The organism is Psychrobacter sp. P11G3, from assembly GCF_001435845.1.
Classification (GTDB): Bacteria; Pseudomonadota; Gammaproteobacteria; order Pseudomonadales; family Moraxellaceae; genus Psychrobacter.
The window spans coordinates 2,038,709-2,057,036 of record NZ_CM003596.1; the positions used below are offsets into that span (position 1 = coordinate 2,038,709).

Here is an 18,328-nt window from a genome sequence, read left to right on the forward strand (position 1 = left end):
TATTGATATAATAAACACAGTGTCGATATACCTCTGTTCTTATATAGACTCTTTTACCAACAGTCACCCTCAAAACTCATCTAACCATCACACCAATTCAAAGGATTAAAAATGACTACATTAACCGTCATCGCTCACATAACAGCAAAGGACGGTAGCATCGCTCTCGTAAAATCTGAACTCGAAAAACTCATACCAGCTACTCGCAGCGAAGAAGGCTGTATTCGTTATGATTTGTTCCAAGATAATGAAAAACCCACTCACTTTATGTTTCATGAAAGCTGGGCTACGCGCGAGCTATGGCAAATCCATATGGAAAACCAACATCTAAAAGACTTTTCCACCGCCACAGAAGGCGCGGTTGAATCGTTCGTTCTACATGAGATGACTGAAGTTAATTAATTCTGATTCACTCAATCATTCCAATAAGCTTTGTTCGTAATACTAGAGAAAATAACGTTATTAACGCTAACAATCATTTTTTTACCATTATTTTCTCTTATTACTTACACAGTGTTACCTTATTAAGGTACTGATATTAATAGAATAATATGTATTACGCAGAGGAATGTAATTGAGCCATTACAATTTACTTGAACGATTACTCAAATAATTATTGAGCGATTGCTCAATATCATTTATAGTATTCTCTATTGACTCGCTTACTAAGCAAAGTTGCTAATTTTGAGTAACTACTCAAGCCAATAATTAAATGTAAATCAGCGATTGCTTTGAAGCGAGCATGAAAACTCTAAAACACACCAAATCTCAAACCTATTATTAGGAATTATGTTATGACCGAATTTACTCTACACGATAAAGACACAGCCCCAGCAGAAAGCAAAGACTTACTTGATTCTTCAATTAAAGCATTTGGCATGGTACCTAACCTACATGCTGTGATGGCTGAAGCGCCTGGCTTGCTAGAAGGCTACCAACAGCTACATCAACTGTTTTTAGACAGCAGTTTTGATGATGAAGAAACTACCGTTGTATGGCAGACTATCAACGTTGAACATGCTTGCCATTACTGTGTGCCTGCACATACTGGTATTGCTAAGAGCATGAAAGTAGATGACGCTATCACTGATGCATTACGTAATGAGACGCCACTACCAACTGCACGTCTAGAGGCGCTACGTGACTTTACTCTTTCTGTAGTACGTGGTCGTGGTAACGTTGATGACAGCGCGGTTCAAGCATTTTTAGATGCTGGCTACACTAAGCGTCAGATTCTTGAAGTTATTCTTGGTGCTGCTCAAAAAGTCATGAGCAACTATACGAACCACCTAGCTAACACACCAGTCGACAAACCATTCCAGAAATTTGAATGGCATAAAGCCGACTAATACGTTTTTCAGCTAACGCTGACACAGTCCATTTGATGTTTTCATACTGTTGTTCGAAACATCTTCGGGCAGCAGTTTTTCATTTTAATTTATCGCTAATGAGAGATCCTATGGAACAGGCAAAAAAACCCTTACAAATAGACATCGTGTCAGACGTTGTATGCCCTTGGTGCGCTATCGGCTATAGCCAATTGGCCGAGGCACTAAAACAAACCAACACGCCGCACGAAATTCACTGGCACCCATTTGAATTAAATCCTAATACGCCGCACGAAGGACGAAACTATCGTGAGCATATTATGGAGAAGTACGGTACGACTGCTGAGGACATCAAAGAGAGCCGAGCTAGAATGACAGCAGTAGGTGCAGAAGCTGGATTTAACTTTCAGTTTACCGATGATTTCCGTACCTACAATACTTTTAATGCGCATCAGTTGCTGCATTGGGCTGATCAGCAAGGACGTATGCACGACCTAAAACAAGCATTGTTCGTTGCGCATTTCGTTGATAATAAAAACGTGGCTGACAGTACCGTACTGGCAGATGTCGCAGCAGATATTGGACTAGATCGTAATGAAGCACTCGCTGTCATCGCAGATCAACGCTTTGCCAATGTGATACGTGAAGCCGTACAGCATTCAAAGCAGCAAGGTGTTCAAAGCGTACCATCGGTTATCTTTAATGGTCGTCATCTGGTGAGCGGCGCGCAAGGTGTAGAAAACTACAAAAACATCTTAAAGCAACTATCAGACATGCCAGAATAAAAACAATAAACTGGATCTGATTTACCAATTACCCCCTACTGAGCACAGTATATAAAAAGGTATCATCATTATGTCAAACACTAATTATTACGAGCCACCCAGCGTCTGGACATGGGATGCAGAAAGCGGTGGTAAGTGGGCAAGCGTCAACCGCCCTATCGCTGGTCCAACGCATGAAGCAGAACTACCTCGAGGCAAGCACCCGTTGCAGATCTACTCAATGGGCACCCCTAACGGCCAAAAAGTCACCATTATGGTCGAAGAGTTATTGGCATTAGGTGTAACAGAAGCTGAGTACGACGCGCACCTGATTCAAATTGGTGAAGGCGGACAGTTCTCATCAGGTTTCGTTGAGCTAAATCCAAACTCAAAAATTCCTGTGCTTTTGGATACAGAGACTGGTAGCCGTGTCTTTGAGAGTGGCGCTATTTTATTTTATCTTGCCGAGAAATTCGGAAAACTACTGCCTAAAGATGCAGCAGCACGCACTGAAGTCATGAATTGGCTCTTCTGGTTACAAGGCTCTGCCCCTTACTTGGGCGGCGGTTTTGGGCATTTTTACTTTTATGCACCAGAAAAATTTGAGTACCCTATCAATCGATTCACGATGGAAGTAAAACGCCAATTAGATGTACTAGAACGAGAGCTTGCAGAAAATCGCTATCTAGGTGGCGATGAGTATACGATTGCAGATATCGCCACTTGGCCTTGGTATGGCAATCTAATACTAGGTGAAGCATACAATGCAGGAGAATTCCTACAAGTTGAGAGCTATCCAAATGTACGCCGCTGGGCAACTGAGATTTTAGAGCGTCCTGCTGTGCAACGTGGTCGCAAGGTAAACCGTACTTGGGGTGAACCTGCTGAGCAATTACACGAACGTCATGATGCCTCAGATTTCGAGCTAAAAACTCAAGATAAACTAGATGCTCAGACAACTGAAGAAGCGAAAAAATAGACGCTTTGTCTATGACTTACTAGCTTACTTAAGTAGTCTTATTGAGCAATTTTAAAGGTGATGTTAACTTTTCCTGTTACTACTTGGGACTACTGTAAACATCCCATACTTTTGCACTTAAGACTGCTAATGTAAGGCTGTTAAATACCAACCATAAAAATACTATTAAAAAGGATAAGAACTATGTCAACAGATTATGCTCAAAAAATTCAAGCCGGTACTACGTTTCCTAAAATGGAAGTACAAGTATTAAACAGTGAAATGACTTCGTTAGGCAAACCTGAAAACGGTCATGACTGGAAACTGGTTGTTGTATACCGTGGTAAACATTGCCCAATTTGCACAAAATACTTAAATACCTTAGAGACAGTAAAACAGTCTTTCTATGACGTCGGTGTCGATATCATCGCAGTATCTGCAGACAGCAAAGAGCAGTTAGAAGGTCATCTCGATCAAATAGATGTCAGTTTCCCTATGGCTTATGGTCTGACTATCGAGCAGATGAACACGCTAGGTCTATATATCTCTGACCCACGTTCAGAAAAAGAAACCGATCATCCTTTCGCTGAGCCTGCTGTATTCGTTATCAATGCTGAAGGAAAAGTACATATCGTTGATATCTCAAACGCACCGTTCTCTAGACCAGATCTTGAAGCCTTGGCAAACGGTTTGGCTTTTGTTAGAAACCCAGAAAACAACTACCCTATCCGTGGTATGCACGGCTAATTGATATAGTAAATATAGAGTGTTGATTCACTCGATTATTTAGCTGATCGATATCTAACGGGTTAAATTATAGAGGGCGTATCGAGATAATTCTTGATACACCCTTTTTTTGTTTATTGATAACTTAATTGCTATCAAACGCAGTCGCTTCATATCTAACTTCATTAGTATTTGCTCAGTACTAATGTGTGAGTAGCACTGTGAATCTATAAAAAGAGGTTATAGACGAAACTCATAGACTAGCCAGCATATAAGGGCTATATTTGAGCTCGAAATATCATCATAGACACTTACCCTTTTAATTAATCTGTATTTCATTTTTTATCGGTTAGTTTTTATAAATAAAACAGACTGTGTTTATGGTCTGGTTCGTATTTCGCTTTGGCAAAATCTTGATATAATTGTACGTTCTAATTCACCAATGCTGTTTATTATTTGTTGTTAACACTCGTACACTGAGATTGATTTCTGCTAAAATCATGCAGCAACATTATCAATATCTCATCATAGGCATGAGTAAAAGGATTCGATATGCGATTGAAATCAATCGTTCAAAAACTACATGAACGCGCTCCAAAACTGGGCAAAGCTGCCTCACTGACGACGGCAACCAGCGTTATTACTTTTAATAGTATGTTAGCTGGGCTACCTGTATGGGTAATGGGTGCTACCAAGGCTATCACCGGTGCTGCCATCGCTGACAAAGCCGTTATCGATGTGACGAACTATTGGATCAATAGTAACAATGCATTGATCGATAACGTATTACCGCGCAAAGACTGGCGCATTAACTTACCTGATGATGTGCATACCAACGGTAAGTATCTACTGGTGAGCAATCATCAGTCATGGGTTGATACCAGTATCGTGCAATATATCAGCGAAAAACGTTTGCCATTAACGCGTTTTTTTACCAAGTTTGAGCTCATATACATCCCCGTCATTGGTCAGGCTTTCTACTTTCTCGACTTTCCTATGATGCGTCGACATTCCAAAGAAGCCATCGCTAAAAACCCTGCTCTAAAGGGTAAGGATATCGAAGAAGCGAAACGAGCGTGTGCATTGCTCAAGGACAAGCCTTTTACACTATTGAACTATCTAGAAGGGACTCGCTTTACCCCTAGCAAACATGATAAACAAGAATCCCCTTATACGCATTTACTGAAGCCACGCGCTGGCGGGTTATCACTGGCTATGAGTGCATTAGGGGAAGAGATTGATGGAATTTTGGACATGACGATCGTCTACCCTGACGGTGTACCCACTTATAGCGATCTATGGAAAGGTAATATCAAACGTTTAGGCGTCGATGTACGACATATTGAGATACCTGAAGATCTGTTTACGGCAATCAAAAACGGTGGCTATGAAACAGATGAGGCTATAAAAGCACAGATGTTTGAATGGGTAGAGCAAATATGGCATCAAAAGGATCAGCTAATCACAGAAATGTTGGCTGACTTTGAGAACAGTGAATTTGAGAGCAATGATTTTGAGAGCAATGACTCTGGAAATAAAGCATCTGAAATTAAAGATAATATTGAACAGGCTTAGCCTATTCTCTCTACCAACAATCCTAATTATTTGATAACCTCAAGGTGTGTTGCACGTGTACTAATATGATGAAGGTAAAGCCATATAATGATGAAGTTCCGCGAAAAATGGTTTTGGGCGTTGTGCCTTGCAGTATTAGTACATGTTGGGGTTTTCTTTGTTTTCTATCTCAATACTCATCAGACGGATTCAGTAGAAGTAGCTGATAGCCAAACGAACACGACTAAACCTGCTGCTATCAACAATGTAGATCTACCTGAAAAGATCTATACCACTACTGTCACCAGCACTAAGACATCTAATGACACTAACAACAATGTAGAAGACACGGTCAATAAAAAATCTGAGATTGGTAATGAGCCTGAAACATCTCAGCTAATAAGTAGTGATGAGCAAACAGCTAGCGTGGAAAGCAGAAAAGCACCCTCTTCTCCAGCGACCAACAACGTCAATGATAAACCCAAAAAACCAGCTTCTACATCGATAGAATCATCTCAAGCAAACAAAACTCCACCGCAAAATGAAAAAATTCCAAATGTCCAAACAGATAGCAATACCCAATCTATAGTTGCGAGTACTGACGATAAATTAGAAGATATTAAAAACAATGCAAGCTTATTGGATATAGATGTTCCTGCTCAAAAAAGTAACGTCAAAATAGATAAAGACTATCTTTCAGCAAAATCTGAAGTGGAAGCGATAAACGATCAATTGAGTTCGGCTATCAACGAAGTTAAAAAGCGTAATCAGCAGAAAATTGACGAGCAACAACAGTTAAGAAATGAGGCGAATAGCCAAAGACTTCCTGAAAGTTCCAATTAAGACTATAAGAGTTATAAGCAGTAGCACAATTAGACCGAATACCTCTATATAAAAAACCCAGCGATTAACTGGGGTTTTTATTATCTTATCAATAAATACTCAATATTAAACTGTTAGCGCTCACCCAAACCTTCTGATAAGGTTTTAGTAATTGGCTTAGTTAAATAAGACAATACCGTACGTTCCATCGCTTTAATATCAACAGAAGCTGTCATACCAGGTTTGATGACAATCTCATCACCGCGCCCCTTAAACTCAGCACCATTAATTACAATTAATACACGGTAGTAAGGCTCTTCGCCTTTAGGTGTTTGCTCCATTAGCGTGTCTGGACTGATATAGTTAACTGTACCTTTCATGGCTCCAAAGATAGAGTAATCATAAGCATCGAGCTTAACCGTCGCTTCTTGACCTTCTTTGACATAAGCAATATCAGCGGGACTGACCTTGGCATCTATAACCAAGTCACTACTGGTCGGTAGAATCTGCATGATAACTTCACCGGGCTTGACGACACCGCCAATAGTGGTCACATTGATGTTTTTAATTTTACCTTCTGTAGGCGCCATCAAGCGCTTCTCTTCAAGTACTTGTGCTCGATCTCGCAATTGCTCAAGCTCTGTATCTAGCTCTTCTTGAGCCTTGGTCATTTCAGCCTGTGCTTCTTCAAAATACTTATTGCGCTTGTTATTAATCTGCGCTTCGATATCAGCAACTTGACGACTGAGCTTGATGACATCAGCTTGGCTCACATCGCCATATTTTAATAAAGGCTCATTCATGCGCAATTCTTGACGCGCCAGCACCAGCATTTTTTCAAGGGAAGAGACTTCTTCATTGATAGCTTGACGACGTCTATTGTATAGCGCCCTTTGGTTTTGCACGTACTCAGGATAGTCCTGTACCCCTTTAGGAAATACCAACGGTTTTTCAAAAATCTCAGCATTTAGTCTTGCTAGCTTAGCAGTTAGCGCGGCTGTTTTAGAAGCAGAATTATCAACAGCCGCTTTAGCACGCTCTTCCTCCAACACTACCAATAACTGACCTGCCTTAACTTCTTCACCTTCTGTGACAGCCAGCTGAGTCAATACGCCGCCTTCTGACGCTTGGATTTCTTGCGTTCGAGCACTGGCGATTACCGTTGCTTGCGCACGGGTCACTTGGTCAATCTTGGCAAATGAGGCCCAGACAATTAAAGTGACGATCCCGATTAATGCTATCCAAATACTCAATCTTGAACGGTTAACTTGGGGTTTAGTGGGTGTGTACTTATACTCTGACATGCCTACTTCCCTTGATCGTCTGTTAAATGTTTAGCATTGATAGGTTTTACGCTGATATTTCTGACTCTAGAGGTAGCAGGCTTATTTTCGTCGGCACCTTCTTTCGACGGTTGATTGGTTTTATCAACGATTCTATCTTTTTGCTGTACGGTGGTTTTATTTTTTGCTTGATCGTTTTTTCTGAGCTCATCAAGTACAGCTTGTTTTGGACCATCAATAATAATACGCTGGTTATCCATAATGATCAGACGATCTACCAAGTCTAGCAATGCTGTCTTGTGGGTAGACACAATAAACGTTTGCCCTTGCGTCAACTCCTGACGTAGCACTTGTAGACAGCGCTGCTCTTGTCGGTTGTCCATAGAAGCCGTCGGCTCATCTAGCAAAAACACATCAGGTTTGGTCAATAATAAACGGGTAAATGCCACCAGTTGCTTTTGTCCACCCGATAGTCCTTTACCGCCTTCACTAATCGGCAAATCCAAACCGCTTGAGTGACTCGATACCAAATTAATGAGCCCTGTCCTATTTAAAGTCTCTTGAAGGACATCGTCATTGGGCGCTGCCATACCGATTAATAAATTCTCTCGCAGGGTTCCTTGAAACAGTCGATGATCTTGTTGCAGATAACCCAAGCGCTCACTAAGTGTCTCACGACTGATTTGATGTATATCCAGTCCGTCTAATAACACGCGTCCTTCCGTGGGTGCATACAGTCCTGCCAGCACTTTAAGCAAGGTAGATTTACCTGAACCAATAGGCCCAAGTATCGCGATACGCTCTCCTGGTTTAATCGACAGTTGCGGAACCGTAATGGCTGGTCGATCGTTGCCTTGGTAATTGAACGACAATCCATCGCACTGATACGCGCCTTTTATATGCGTAGGCGATAATGGATACGCAACGCCTTGGTTGTCTTGCTCCAGTGCAAACAGACTCTCAATATTCATTTTGGCGGCTTTGGCATGAGCATACTGTACTAGTAGATTGGGTATTGCCATAACAGGCGCCAACACTCTACCACCAAGTATCGAGCAGGCAATCAGTCCGCCCATTGTCATGTCACCTTGCATAACGACAAACGACCCGACTATCACGATACCAACGTAGCTTACTTGCTGTAGCATCTGCGTAAAATACGTTAAGTTGTCATTGGCGTGCTTCATATCCAAGTCGTTTTTGATGGTGACATCCATCACATCTAGCCAACGCGAGAGAAACTTCCAGCTGCCCGCCCCCGCCTTTATCGTCTCGACGCCTTCCACAGCTTCTACTAACAGACCTGTCTTATAATAAGAGGCAGTCGCACCCTCTGAAGCAATAGCATCAATGCGTTTGCGTGCAATCAGTCCCATCGTAATTGCGATGACCGCCGCTATTACTGGTACAACAGCGACTAATGGCGAGCCAATAAAAGCTATTAAACTGATAAAAATAATGGTCATGGGCAAATCGACCAAACCAAAAAGCGTGCTCGCCGTAAAAAAGCTACGTACTTGCTCATAACCACGTAACTGTGCTGCCATAGAGCCAACTGACCCCGGCATTTGGTCGATACGTACTTTGAGTAGACGTTGGAACACTTCTCGAGATAGGTACTGGTCTAGACCGACAACGACCTTATCCATGATTCTTGAGCGAGAAAACTTCATGAATGCTTCAAACATGATCACTAAGAAGACGCCACTGGCTAAAATGATCAGCGTGTATTCACTACGCGTTGGTATGACACGGTCATAAACCTGCATAGAAAACAGAGAAACGGCTAATGCCAACATGTTGATCAGAAAAGTGGCGATAACGGCTTCAGCTAAAATGCCTTTATAATTACCCAAATCAGACTTTAACAGATCAGAAAATGAGGCCTTTCGCTGCTTAATATGATCTTCTTTTAGACGAATACGCATGACCAAAGTCAATTCTTCGGCACGCATATGTACCTGCTGGTTCGCTTGTCTAAAGTTCCAGCTTTTTTGCGGCGTTTGGCTATCAATCACGCCCCAACCTAAATCCGTTCGATACGCTAGTAAGGGTAAAAAAGCGGCATCAGGCTGCTCTAATATTTCTGGTGTATCTGTTATGCCAATGCCTTGTAATACTGCAATGACACCGCCTAACTCATGAATGCTTTGACCTTGTCTGTCCGACTGCTCACTATGACGTTTGACGACATCATGGAGCCGTATGTTATCTACTGGATAGCCTTGCTGTCCGAGTAAATGCTTAATCGCATCAGTCAACGTTTCGGTCAGATCAACCTGCTCTGAGTGTTGCAGCTCATGGTGGTCAACAGACTGAGACGGTGTCTTTTGTAATTGTGCACTCATATTGATCGCTTATTTAATATTTTAGATGGTTGCGTATGTAGGATAATTTACGCCTGTTTATATGACTTTTTGATTTACTTCTTTGTCATATTCTCTTGATCAGTTATCGGCGTAATACTGTAATCATCATTTAACATGAGATACTCACCATTGTTCAAACTTTGCTCTGCCGTCGCGGGCAGCTTGATATCGATATATTCTTCTGCTGCGTTGTTTCCATAGCCGAAATGACTGCTAGCGTTGTTTTTGTCTTGCTTATTGAGCCATTGCTTGACAGAGTTGGCTGGGCTAAACAAAGTCACTGGGTCACGATTATGAGAAAACTGCTGCCACTGCATAATGCCAAAATCTACTTGTAATCTATAAAATGCACCCAACATTTCTGCACGAGTTTGTACCAGTTGGACTTGGTAATCGTTATGCTCACGGACAGCGTTTAGGACTTCAAGCCATGACTTGCGTCCTGCGATGAATTGCCGACGATAAGAGCTGACCACAATCTGCGCCCCTGCTACAGCAGCAACCAACGAGGTTTCCCTGTCTTTGGCACTGACAAACTGCTGGTATTGTACTTGAATGTTCTCGATGACATTACGGCGTGCGGCTTCTTGGTTTTGTACTAGGCTATTGACCTCTGCCTGTGAGGCTCGTGCTAGCGCAAAATTGGAAAATCCAGCACCTGGTGCATAGCTCAATCCCACTGAGAACTTACCATCGTTTTCGTTATCTTCATGATAGTAAGCATGCTCATATTGGGCATAAATGGTTGGGTAACGAGCCGCTTGCTGTGCTTCGACACCTTGCTTAGCGGATTCAATTTGGAAGTGTTCTTTTACAACGGTAGGATTGTAAAAGCCAGCTCTATCGAATGCCATTCTTTCAAAGTCAACGGATTGCTGCTTGGCTTGATTTACCAATACCTTAAGATTCGGTATGCTCGTGACACTCATCTGAGACAGTGGTTGACCAATGATTTGTTCTAGCCTAGCAGCGGCGATACGTTGCTGCTCAACTGCCGCTTGATAAGATGTTTGCTCTTGTAGGATACGGTTAGTCACCAGATCAAGCTCAATACGAGCTGATACACCTTGACCAACGCGTCGCTGCATCATGGCTTCAAAATCATTCAGCTCTTTTAAATTCTCTACATGGACGCTTTGTGTCGCGACGGCTTGGATATAGCTTTGCCAAGCATCAATCGTTGTTTTGGCCACTAGGTTTTGCTGCTCGTAGATATACTCTACCGCAGCTTTATCATCGAATATGGCTTGATTGACATCTGCGGTGAGCTTACCCCCTGTCCATAGAGGCTGGCGAATAATCACCTCTGAGACAAAATCGTTGTCTCTATCGTAACCTGAGCTTACGCTTGGCGTTGGTAAAAGGTTTAATTTGGCCGCATTGATTCCTTCGGTAGTTGCTTGTTGACTCGCTTGAGCCGACCCTACTAAAGGATGCGTTTGAATTGCCTGCGCCACTAGGCTATTGATTTGGAAATCTGCTACTGCTGCGTGTGAAGTCACTGTAAGACATATACCAGTCGCCAAAGCGGTCATAAAATGGCGCACTGAAATACTACGAAGTAACTGCTTACGATTTGACGAATTTTTCATATTATTTTAGTAATCGTCCTTGTTGATGCGCTCTTAAATATGTATTCAACACTTCTGTGTTAAACCTTACTAGACCTAAGTTGGTAAGGCAACAACTCATATAGCCAATCAAGCTAACTAAGGTTATGTAACTTTATTAAAGCTCATATTCAAATATCAGTTGTTATCATATTACATATTACTAAATTCAAGCAAAGCTATTCATGATTTTCTCAGACAGCTCATAGCATACCTCTCGACTCTCAGCCTCTAGCATAATACTTAGATAATGCACATCACCATTTATCCAATAGTTTATTAAGTTAGAGCCTATACCGACTAAGTTACCTGTCTTTAATCCTAGAATATTGGGGTAAGAGCGCATAAGCTTGTTGGTATTAAAAACCTTCTTACCATTGTATTCAAAATACTTGAAAGAACAGTAAGAAGCTATTGCCCCATACTGACTGATAAACACTTTGGCAAGCTTACTCATATCTTGAGCTGTCGTATGAGCCTTTCTGTCAAGACCCGAGCAACTGGTCCAATGAGTATTGGTTATGCTGAGCAAATGTGACTTACGAACCATTTGTGATACAAATGTCTGCTCATTACCGGAATGCCAATAGGCTAAAGCAAATACTGCTTCATTAGAGCTAGCGACTAAAGCAGACTCAATAAGTACTATTAACGGTATTTTTTCACCCTTTTTATAGAACTGATAGTACTCACTACTACCCCTCAATAAACTAACCGGCATCTCTATCGTAGTTGTAACAGGATCGATTCTATCCTGCATCACTTTATCCCAGACCAACATAACCGTCATTAATTTAGCCAATGATGCCATCATTTTTGGTATTGCTGACTTGTTTTCTATGATAAGACGCTGATCGGTTATCTCATTATTTCTTAATTTAAAACTCTCAAACAGTATGGCGGCGTCTGTATTAAAATCCTCCTTAACAGTAGTATCTTTTGTCTCAACTACTGCTAACTCTTGCTGATAAACAATAGATTTTTTACTCTCTATGAATAGCTTATTGAGTCCTATGCCATTAGAAGCTTTAATAAAAACATGGTCATAATCTTCAATAAACTCATGTATTTTCAAGCTTGCAGCTTGTACGTCTTCAAAGTGATAAAGTGTTATATCTAGACTTTTAAGCTTATCAAGTAATACTTTGCTTTGACTCCCGACTAAAATCAAAGATCTGAAATTCATGTCCTCAATGATAGGAGCCAACTGTAAATGGTACCTACTACTTTCACCCCCTAGCTCTAACATATCACCCAAAATCAAGACTTTTTTATGGGTAGGTGCCTGCAACTGTTCAAAGGTTTCGAGTGCTGCCAGCATGGATAATGGGTTGGCATTGTAAGCTTCATCATAAAGTGTGATTGGTCGGTTTTTATAGGTCGTTTCAAGTACTTGCCCTCGCCCAGCCACAGCTTTAAAACTCTCTAATCGATTAATGGCCTCACGGATAGGTAAGTTATTATGGTTGACCACGGCCAAAATAGCCATCGCATTGAGCACCATGTGCTGACCACGGGCTTGTAGATTCAGCATGTAAGTCTGACCATCAACTGCTATCTGTGCTTGTTCCTCTTTTTGATGGTAACTGAGTAGCTTAATTGTTGCATCGTCATGTTCACCATAGCTGACGACATGAATCCCCCACGTGGTTGCCAAACGCTCAATCAAATCATACTGTTCGATATCTCGGCAAACAATGGCGAGAGAACCTGGTGTCATACCCTCAAAAATACGTGATTTTTTGAGAGCAATAGTCTCAACATTATGATGATACTCAAGATGTGCGGGTGCAATATTAGTAATTAGCGCTATATCAGGGCGGACTAAATTGGTATTGGCAGACATAGAGCCAATCGCCATCTCTAATACCCAGTGACTTATAGAATGAGGCATAGAAGCCAAATTCCATGCAATGCCTACCGGTAGATTTGCACTAGATTGAGTGTAGCTCGCACCGCCGAAACCATTCAGTACATGTGCCAGCATATGCACTGTTGTAGTCTTCCCAGCACTACCAGTAATACCAATCACTTGACCATCAAAGACTTGCCGAGCATATTGTCCTATCGCAATAGTCGCTTGACGTATATCGCGCACGTACAACACAGGAATACTTGAGTCTTTGTATGCTATGGCATCATCAGTGATAATGGCAGAAGCGCCTTTTTTCACTAAAGACTCAATCGATTTTTCAGACAAATAACCCACCGCCATATTTTTTCTTCGAGCCACGATTAACTGACCTGACTCAAAACTGGGTGGCCAAATGCATAATCCTGTCGCAGACCAATCTACTGGCGGTGTGACTAGCCACTTTCCCTTAGTGGCAAGAATCAGCGAATTGGCCGTTAACACGGGTTGTTTCAAATGCTGACTATCGGATTCTACTGGCTGATTTTTGTCTTCATTATCTGTGTGGATTACATTATGAGTTGATTGATATTTCTTTGCAGCGAGCTTTGGGTAATTGACTGTTTTTAAAAAATCAAAGTAACCAATAAGCCCTGATAAATAATGCTCTACATCATCAATTCGTACTCTGAACGAGTGATGACGGATAAAAAACCCATGCAAAATCGTTTGCGGAGATTTATAAAACATGGCCATTTCTGGAAAGAAAAAACCATTTATAAGATGATTGGCACGTGCATGTAATGCCTGATAAAACCCTTGAACATCAAAACCCGCTAACACATCATGAAACTCCGGATGTTCATCTAGTTTTAATAGCATTTTATGAAATGCCATGGATAGCTCAAGCAATGTCGGAAAAGTAGTGATACGGTTTTTGATAAAATCGGTATAGCCTGCAATATTATTGACTGCAAACTGAAAGTACTTTTTTTCAGATTTATATATAATCAACTCATTTGAACAGTATGATAACCAGTGATCGTGTGCTTGATGATGCTTGGCTTCGATAAAATAGTCAAAAGCGCGAGTGACACAATTGATCCAGCGCTCATCTTTAGTCAGTCCATATAGACGCATTAAAGCAAATGCCGCCTCGCCATCATAATAGATGATGCGATTTTCGGCTTTGAGTGATAAATCCTTACTATGCAATACATGGACGAAGCTACCATCCTCTTGTTGCATCGCGATAACACCTAACGCTAACTTGGTTGCTAGCTCATGATATTTACCTGCAAAAGGCGTATCCTCAAATACTTGCAGATATTTAACCAAGGCCAGTATCGCAACCGCATTGGCACCCAGCTTAATCTCTCCACCAGTATCAATCACATATGCTTTGTCGTCATAGGTTTGAATAAGCTCATCAATCAAATAGCTCATGGCATTATCAATACTAACTTTCATATTAGCCAAAGCAATTGTCGTACCATCGTTACGCGCGGTATTAAAACCACGGCAGGCTTCATAGCCTTCTACTAATGCATAAGTACTACTGGCATGGCGTAGGCTATTGTACGTATTAATGGTACGGTTAAAACAAGGGAAATAGCCATATACATATTTGCCTGATGGCGTGACCTGCTTTGCGAGGTAATGCGTGGCCTGCTCAATAATGGGTTGGGTGCTGCTTGCCAATAAGGGTCGTAATTTACGATGGCCCTTATGACGAGGTTTGGTTTCGAGAGTGTGGTACTCACCTGTCTCTATATTTATAAATACACCAGCGGTATTAAAGCTAACAACAGGCAGATCATCGTGAAAGTTGGGGATTTGGCTGCTGCCATGACGCGCCTTTAAATACACGTTCAAGTTGTTAGCATTGACCCCTGCATGAGAAACAGTATTACCTATATAAAGGCAAGCATTGGCATTCAATTCCATCTCAGTTAGTAATAACCATGGCTCACGTACACCTTCAAATGCGATACCAGAGCGATAATAATTACGCTTAAATCGTTTTAAGCTTTGCTGAAAATCCGACCAAGTGGTAAATGAGGCTTGATTTAACCATTCTAGCCTTAGCCACATAATAGGGGCATCAAATTTTGTGGATAGCTTTTCTAGCTTGTCTATAATTATGGGAAATATTTGTTCAAAGTCAGAGAAGTTGCTAATGCGATCTATTTCGTCTAGTTTTATTAAATCATCAATAATGAAAGTGACTACTTTGGCTTTTTTATGACTATCAGAGACTGATAAAATGAAGGTGATAGGCAACGTATCTACTGCAGAATCTTGAAAATTCCCAGTACTATTTTCAGTATTTACTTGGGTAATATGCGTTTGTACCCAGTGTTCATAAATGGCTGGTAAGTTATTTTTTAAGTGAGTAATTAGGCCATTCATACTGGTGGTTTCGCTCATTGTTTATTGTCCTTTATTCACTATTTTTAGTATTTTGGGCACTATCCTATAGACCCTTAAGGCTTATTAACTATAGCTCAAAACGGTTATGTATACCTTGTAAAAAACGCCCCCAGTTTGGGAGCGTTTTAAAATTAAAGTTCAATTACTCAGCACTAGATAATATTGGTGATATCTGTATCGATGTGAATCTGCTTAGAAATATCATTATCTGATTGCCAGACATTATAAACCTCACCACCTGAGGCAGTCTGCTCGACATTAGACCAACTATCGCCTTCTAAGTTGACGGTATCATCACTATCCCCTCTAACATAGATAGTCGAATCAACATCGTTAGCTGCTATGTTCAAAGTATTTGCACCTATTCCACTGATATCGATAATATCTAGTACCTCTGGCTGGATCAGATCAGACAAGCTAATGACTTGATCTGCCCCATCAAAGCTTAGGATATCGAGCCCTTCAGTTGAAGTGATTAACGAGGTATCAGGAAGCTCAATAGCGTCGTCAGTCTCGTCAGCTAGTGTGAAGCTCTCATCTACCATCATACTACGTGCAGCGACTGGTTCTGGTGCTGGCCAGTCACTAGTAATATTTATAGTCAGTGTAGCGTTATCAGTATTATTAAAATCATCAAGTATCGTGTATTCAAACTTTTCTACTTGATTGATTACGTTGAGATTTGGATCAGGCGTGTAAGTGTACGTACCGTCAGCATCTATGACTAAATCACCGTAGAGACCTTCGATAGTGGTAGTTCCGCTAGCATTAACAGGCTGACCATTAACCTCTGTTACCACTGTCGACGGTGTGAAAATATCATTTTCATCGATGACATTACCACTAGCTGCTATCGCAGTAATATCACCAGCTACTGATGGATCTAAGATATCAACCTCTGCCCTGACACCTGTGGTACCAAGCAAACTGATTCCACCTGCCCCACCTACAACACGATACGTACCTGCTGAAAGACCAGGAAGCTCAATTTGAGCTTGTCCACCACCGATACCCAGAAGGGTAATAAGCCCATTTTCACCTACAGTGTCTACCGTCTCATAATCCCCAGTATCTTCATTGAGTTTCTGAAGGACAGCTCTACCAGTATCGAATAAACCAACTACGCTAGAGTTTTCAACAGTGATAGTTGTATCACCTATAAGTCCCTCATCGATAGTAAAGTCGACTCTCGGATTATCACCAAAATTCAATAGAGTGAGGCTTCCTAAGCCAAGTACTGAGAATTGACTGTCGAATTCATCCAATGATGCTACAGATGCTGGTGACACTTCCAGTTCGGCAGTTGCAAAGTCATTGATCGCATCAATGTCTTGCGCACGTACCGCCTCAACGATGTCCGCATCTGATTCGTTACCAGCAGGATCTTTGATCGTTGCGGTCACTTCAAGCTCAGCACCTTCAGCTGGAGCTGGGACGTCAACCACAATGCTACCAGCGGTGATGTCCGCTGGGGTGATCTCGGTTTCAACACCGTTGACCACAAGCGTGTCACCCGCTACAGCATCTGTTGGCAGTCCAACAGTGACTGCAACATTGCCATCCACATCAATCTCGTCAGCGGTAATGAAGCCATCATCATTGCCGATTGTGATACTTGGCATGCTAGGCGCTACTGTGTCACGTACCGCCTCAACGATGTCCGCATCTGATTCGTTACCAGCAGGATCTTTGATCGTTGCGGTCACTTCAAGCTCAGCACCTTCAGCTGGAGCTGGGACGTCAACCACAATGCTACCAGCGGTGATGTCCGCTGGGGTGATCTCGGTTTCAACACCGTTGACCACAAGCGTGTCACCCGCTACAGCATCTGTTGGCAGTCCAACAGTGACTGCAACATTGCCATCCACATCAATCTCGTCAGCGGTAATGAAGCCATCATCATTGCCAATTGTGACACTTGGCATGCTAGGGGCAATGGTATCCACCACGATATCAACCGTGCTGCTGGTGCTTGGGAAGTTACCAGCGGCGTCCGTGGCAGTGGTTGTTAAGGTTTCATCCCCTTCGCCCATGGCGGTAACGTCATCGGCATCAACCGCCACACTCCAGTTGCCATCACCATCAACGGTTGCAGGGTTGCCAATCTGAGCACCTGCTTCATTGGTTAAGGTGATGATATCACCTGCGGTACCAGTACCGGTCACACTAAACCCAGCACCTGCTTCAACCGCATTCACAATGTCATCGCCTGTGACTGCATCTATCTCAGGAGCATCGGCATCGGCATCGGCATCAGCATCGGCATCAGCATCGGCATCGGCATCGGCATCAGCATCGGCATCGGCATCGGCATCGGCATCAGCATCGGCATCGGCATCGGCATCAGCATCAGCATCGGCATCAGCATCAGCATCGGCGTCAGCATCGGCATCGGCATCGGCATCGGCGTCAGCATCAGCATCAGCATCAGCATCAGCATCAGCATCAGCATCAGCATCAGCATCAGCATCAGCATCAGCATCAGCATCGGCATCGGCATCGGCATCGGCATCAGCATCGGCATCAGCATCGGCATCAGCATCGGCATCGGCGTCGGCATCGGCGTCGGCGTCGGCATCGGCATCGGCATCAGCGTCGGCATCGGCATCGGCATCGGCATCGGCATCAG

At 42.4% G+C, this 18,328-nt stretch carries 12 protein-coding genes; 7 read left to right on the plus strand and 5 right to left on the minus strand.

Annotated features, from left to right (window positions below; all coding sequences use genetic code 11):
* Positions 1-111 precede the first annotated feature (111 nt).
* From AK824_RS08150 to AK824_RS08180, 7 genes are all read left to right on the plus strand, one after another.
* On the plus strand, positions 112-402 hold the full coding sequence (locus tag AK824_RS08150) for a putative quinol monooxygenase (RefSeq protein WP_057760573.1): 291 nt from the start codon (positions 112-114) through the stop codon (positions 400-402).
* 392 nt (positions 403-794) lie between these two features.
* Positions 795-1,349 (plus strand): carboxymuconolactone decarboxylase family protein, encoded by a 555-nt coding sequence (locus AK824_RS08155; protein WP_057760575.1) that lies wholly within the window; start codon positions 795-797, stop codon positions 1,347-1,349.
* 110 nt (positions 1,350-1,459) lie between these two features.
* Positions 1,460-2,113 carry a DsbA family oxidoreductase gene (locus AK824_RS08160; protein WP_057760576.1) on the plus strand — a complete coding sequence of 218 codons (654 nt, stop codon included), beginning with the start codon at positions 1,460-1,462 and terminating at the stop codon, positions 2,111-2,113.
* A 70-nt stretch (positions 2,114-2,183) separates the two neighbouring features.
* On the plus strand, positions 2,184-3,071 hold the full coding sequence (yghU, locus tag AK824_RS08165; RefSeq protein WP_057760579.1) for a glutathione-dependent disulfide-bond oxidoreductase: 888 nt from the start codon (positions 2,184-2,186) through the stop codon (positions 3,069-3,071).
* A gap of 183 nt (positions 3,072-3,254) precedes the next feature.
* On the plus strand, positions 3,255-3,797 hold the full coding sequence (locus AK824_RS08170; protein ID WP_057760581.1) for a redoxin domain-containing protein: 543 nt from the start codon (positions 3,255-3,257) through the stop codon (positions 3,795-3,797).
* Between the two features lie 531 nt (positions 3,798-4,328).
* Positions 4,329-5,351 (plus strand): acyltransferase, encoded by a 1,023-nt coding sequence (locus tag AK824_RS08175; RefSeq protein WP_057760583.1) that lies wholly within the window; start codon positions 4,329-4,331, stop codon positions 5,349-5,351.
* A gap of 87 nt (positions 5,352-5,438) precedes the next feature.
* Positions 5,439-6,173, plus strand: a complete 735-nt coding sequence (locus AK824_RS08180; RefSeq protein ID WP_057760585.1) for a hypothetical protein — start codon at positions 5,439-5,441, stop codon at positions 6,171-6,173.
* A 113-nt stretch (positions 6,174-6,286) separates the two neighbouring features.
* Here the strand turns inward: AK824_RS08180 and AK824_RS08185 are convergent, their stop codons facing one another.
* From AK824_RS08185 to AK824_RS13640, 5 genes are all read right to left on the minus strand, one after another.
* On the minus strand, positions 6,287-7,456 hold the full coding sequence (locus AK824_RS08185) for a beta-barrel domain-containing protein (RefSeq protein ID WP_057760587.1): 1,170 nt from the start codon (positions 7,454-7,456) through the stop codon (positions 6,287-6,289).
* Between the two features lie 2 nt (positions 7,457-7,458).
* Positions 7,459-9,783, minus strand: coding sequence for a type I secretion system permease/ATPase (locus tag AK824_RS08190; protein ID WP_057760589.1), 2,325 nt, complete (start codon positions 9,781-9,783; stop codon positions 7,459-7,461).
* Positions 9,784-9,857: 74 nt separating this feature from the next.
* Entirely contained in the window at positions 9,858-11,339 is a 1,482-nt protein-coding gene (locus tag AK824_RS08195; RefSeq protein WP_057762515.1) for a TolC family protein, read from the minus strand.
* A gap of 244 nt (positions 11,340-11,583) precedes the next feature.
* Positions 11,584-15,696, minus strand: coding sequence for a Mur ligase family protein (locus AK824_RS08200; RefSeq protein ID WP_057760590.1), 4,113 nt, complete (start codon positions 15,694-15,696; stop codon positions 11,584-11,586).
* A gap of 155 nt (positions 15,697-15,851) precedes the next feature.
* Positions 15,852-18,328: Ig-like domain-containing protein (locus AK824_RS13640; protein ID WP_197411793.1), on the minus strand; the 2,477-nt coding region annotated here is incomplete at its 5' end.

Excerpts from the sequence above, each read along its gene's own strand:
- yghU (WP_057760579.1), top strand. The coding sequence starts at position 2,184 with ATGTCAAACACTAATTATTACGAGCCACCCAGCGTCTGGACATGGGAT.
- AK824_RS08160 (WP_057760576.1), top strand. The coding sequence starts at position 1,460 with ATGGAACAGGCAAAAAAACCCTTACAAATAGACATCGTGTCAGACGTT.
- AK824_RS08190 (WP_057760589.1), bottom strand. The coding sequence starts at position 9,783 with ATGAGTGCACAATTACAAAAGACACCGTCTCAGTCTGTTGACCACCAT.
- AK824_RS08200 (WP_057760590.1), bottom strand. The coding sequence starts at position 15,696 with ATGAGCGAAACCACCAGTATGAATGGCCTAATTACTCACTTAAAAAAT.
- AK824_RS08155 (WP_057760575.1), top strand. The coding sequence starts at position 795 with ATGACCGAATTTACTCTACACGATAAAGACACAGCCCCAGCAGAAAGC.
- AK824_RS08170 (WP_057760581.1), top strand. The coding sequence starts at position 3,255 with ATGTCAACAGATTATGCTCAAAAAATTCAAGCCGGTACTACGTTTCCT.
- AK824_RS08175 (WP_057760583.1), top strand. The coding sequence starts at position 4,329 with ATGCGATTGAAATCAATCGTTCAAAAACTACATGAACGCGCTCCAAAA.
- AK824_RS08150 (WP_057760573.1), top strand. The coding sequence starts at position 112 with ATGACTACATTAACCGTCATCGCTCACATAACAGCAAAGGACGGTAGC.
- AK824_RS08185 (WP_057760587.1), bottom strand. The coding sequence starts at position 7,456 with ATGTCAGAGTATAAGTACACACCCACTAAACCCCAAGTTAACCGTTCA.
- AK824_RS08195 (WP_057762515.1), bottom strand. The coding sequence starts at position 11,339 with ATGACCGCTTTGGCGACTGGTATATGTCTTACAGTGACTTCACACGCA.
- AK824_RS08180 (WP_057760585.1), top strand. The coding sequence starts at position 5,439 with ATGATGAAGTTCCGCGAAAAATGGTTTTGGGCGTTGTGCCTTGCAGTA.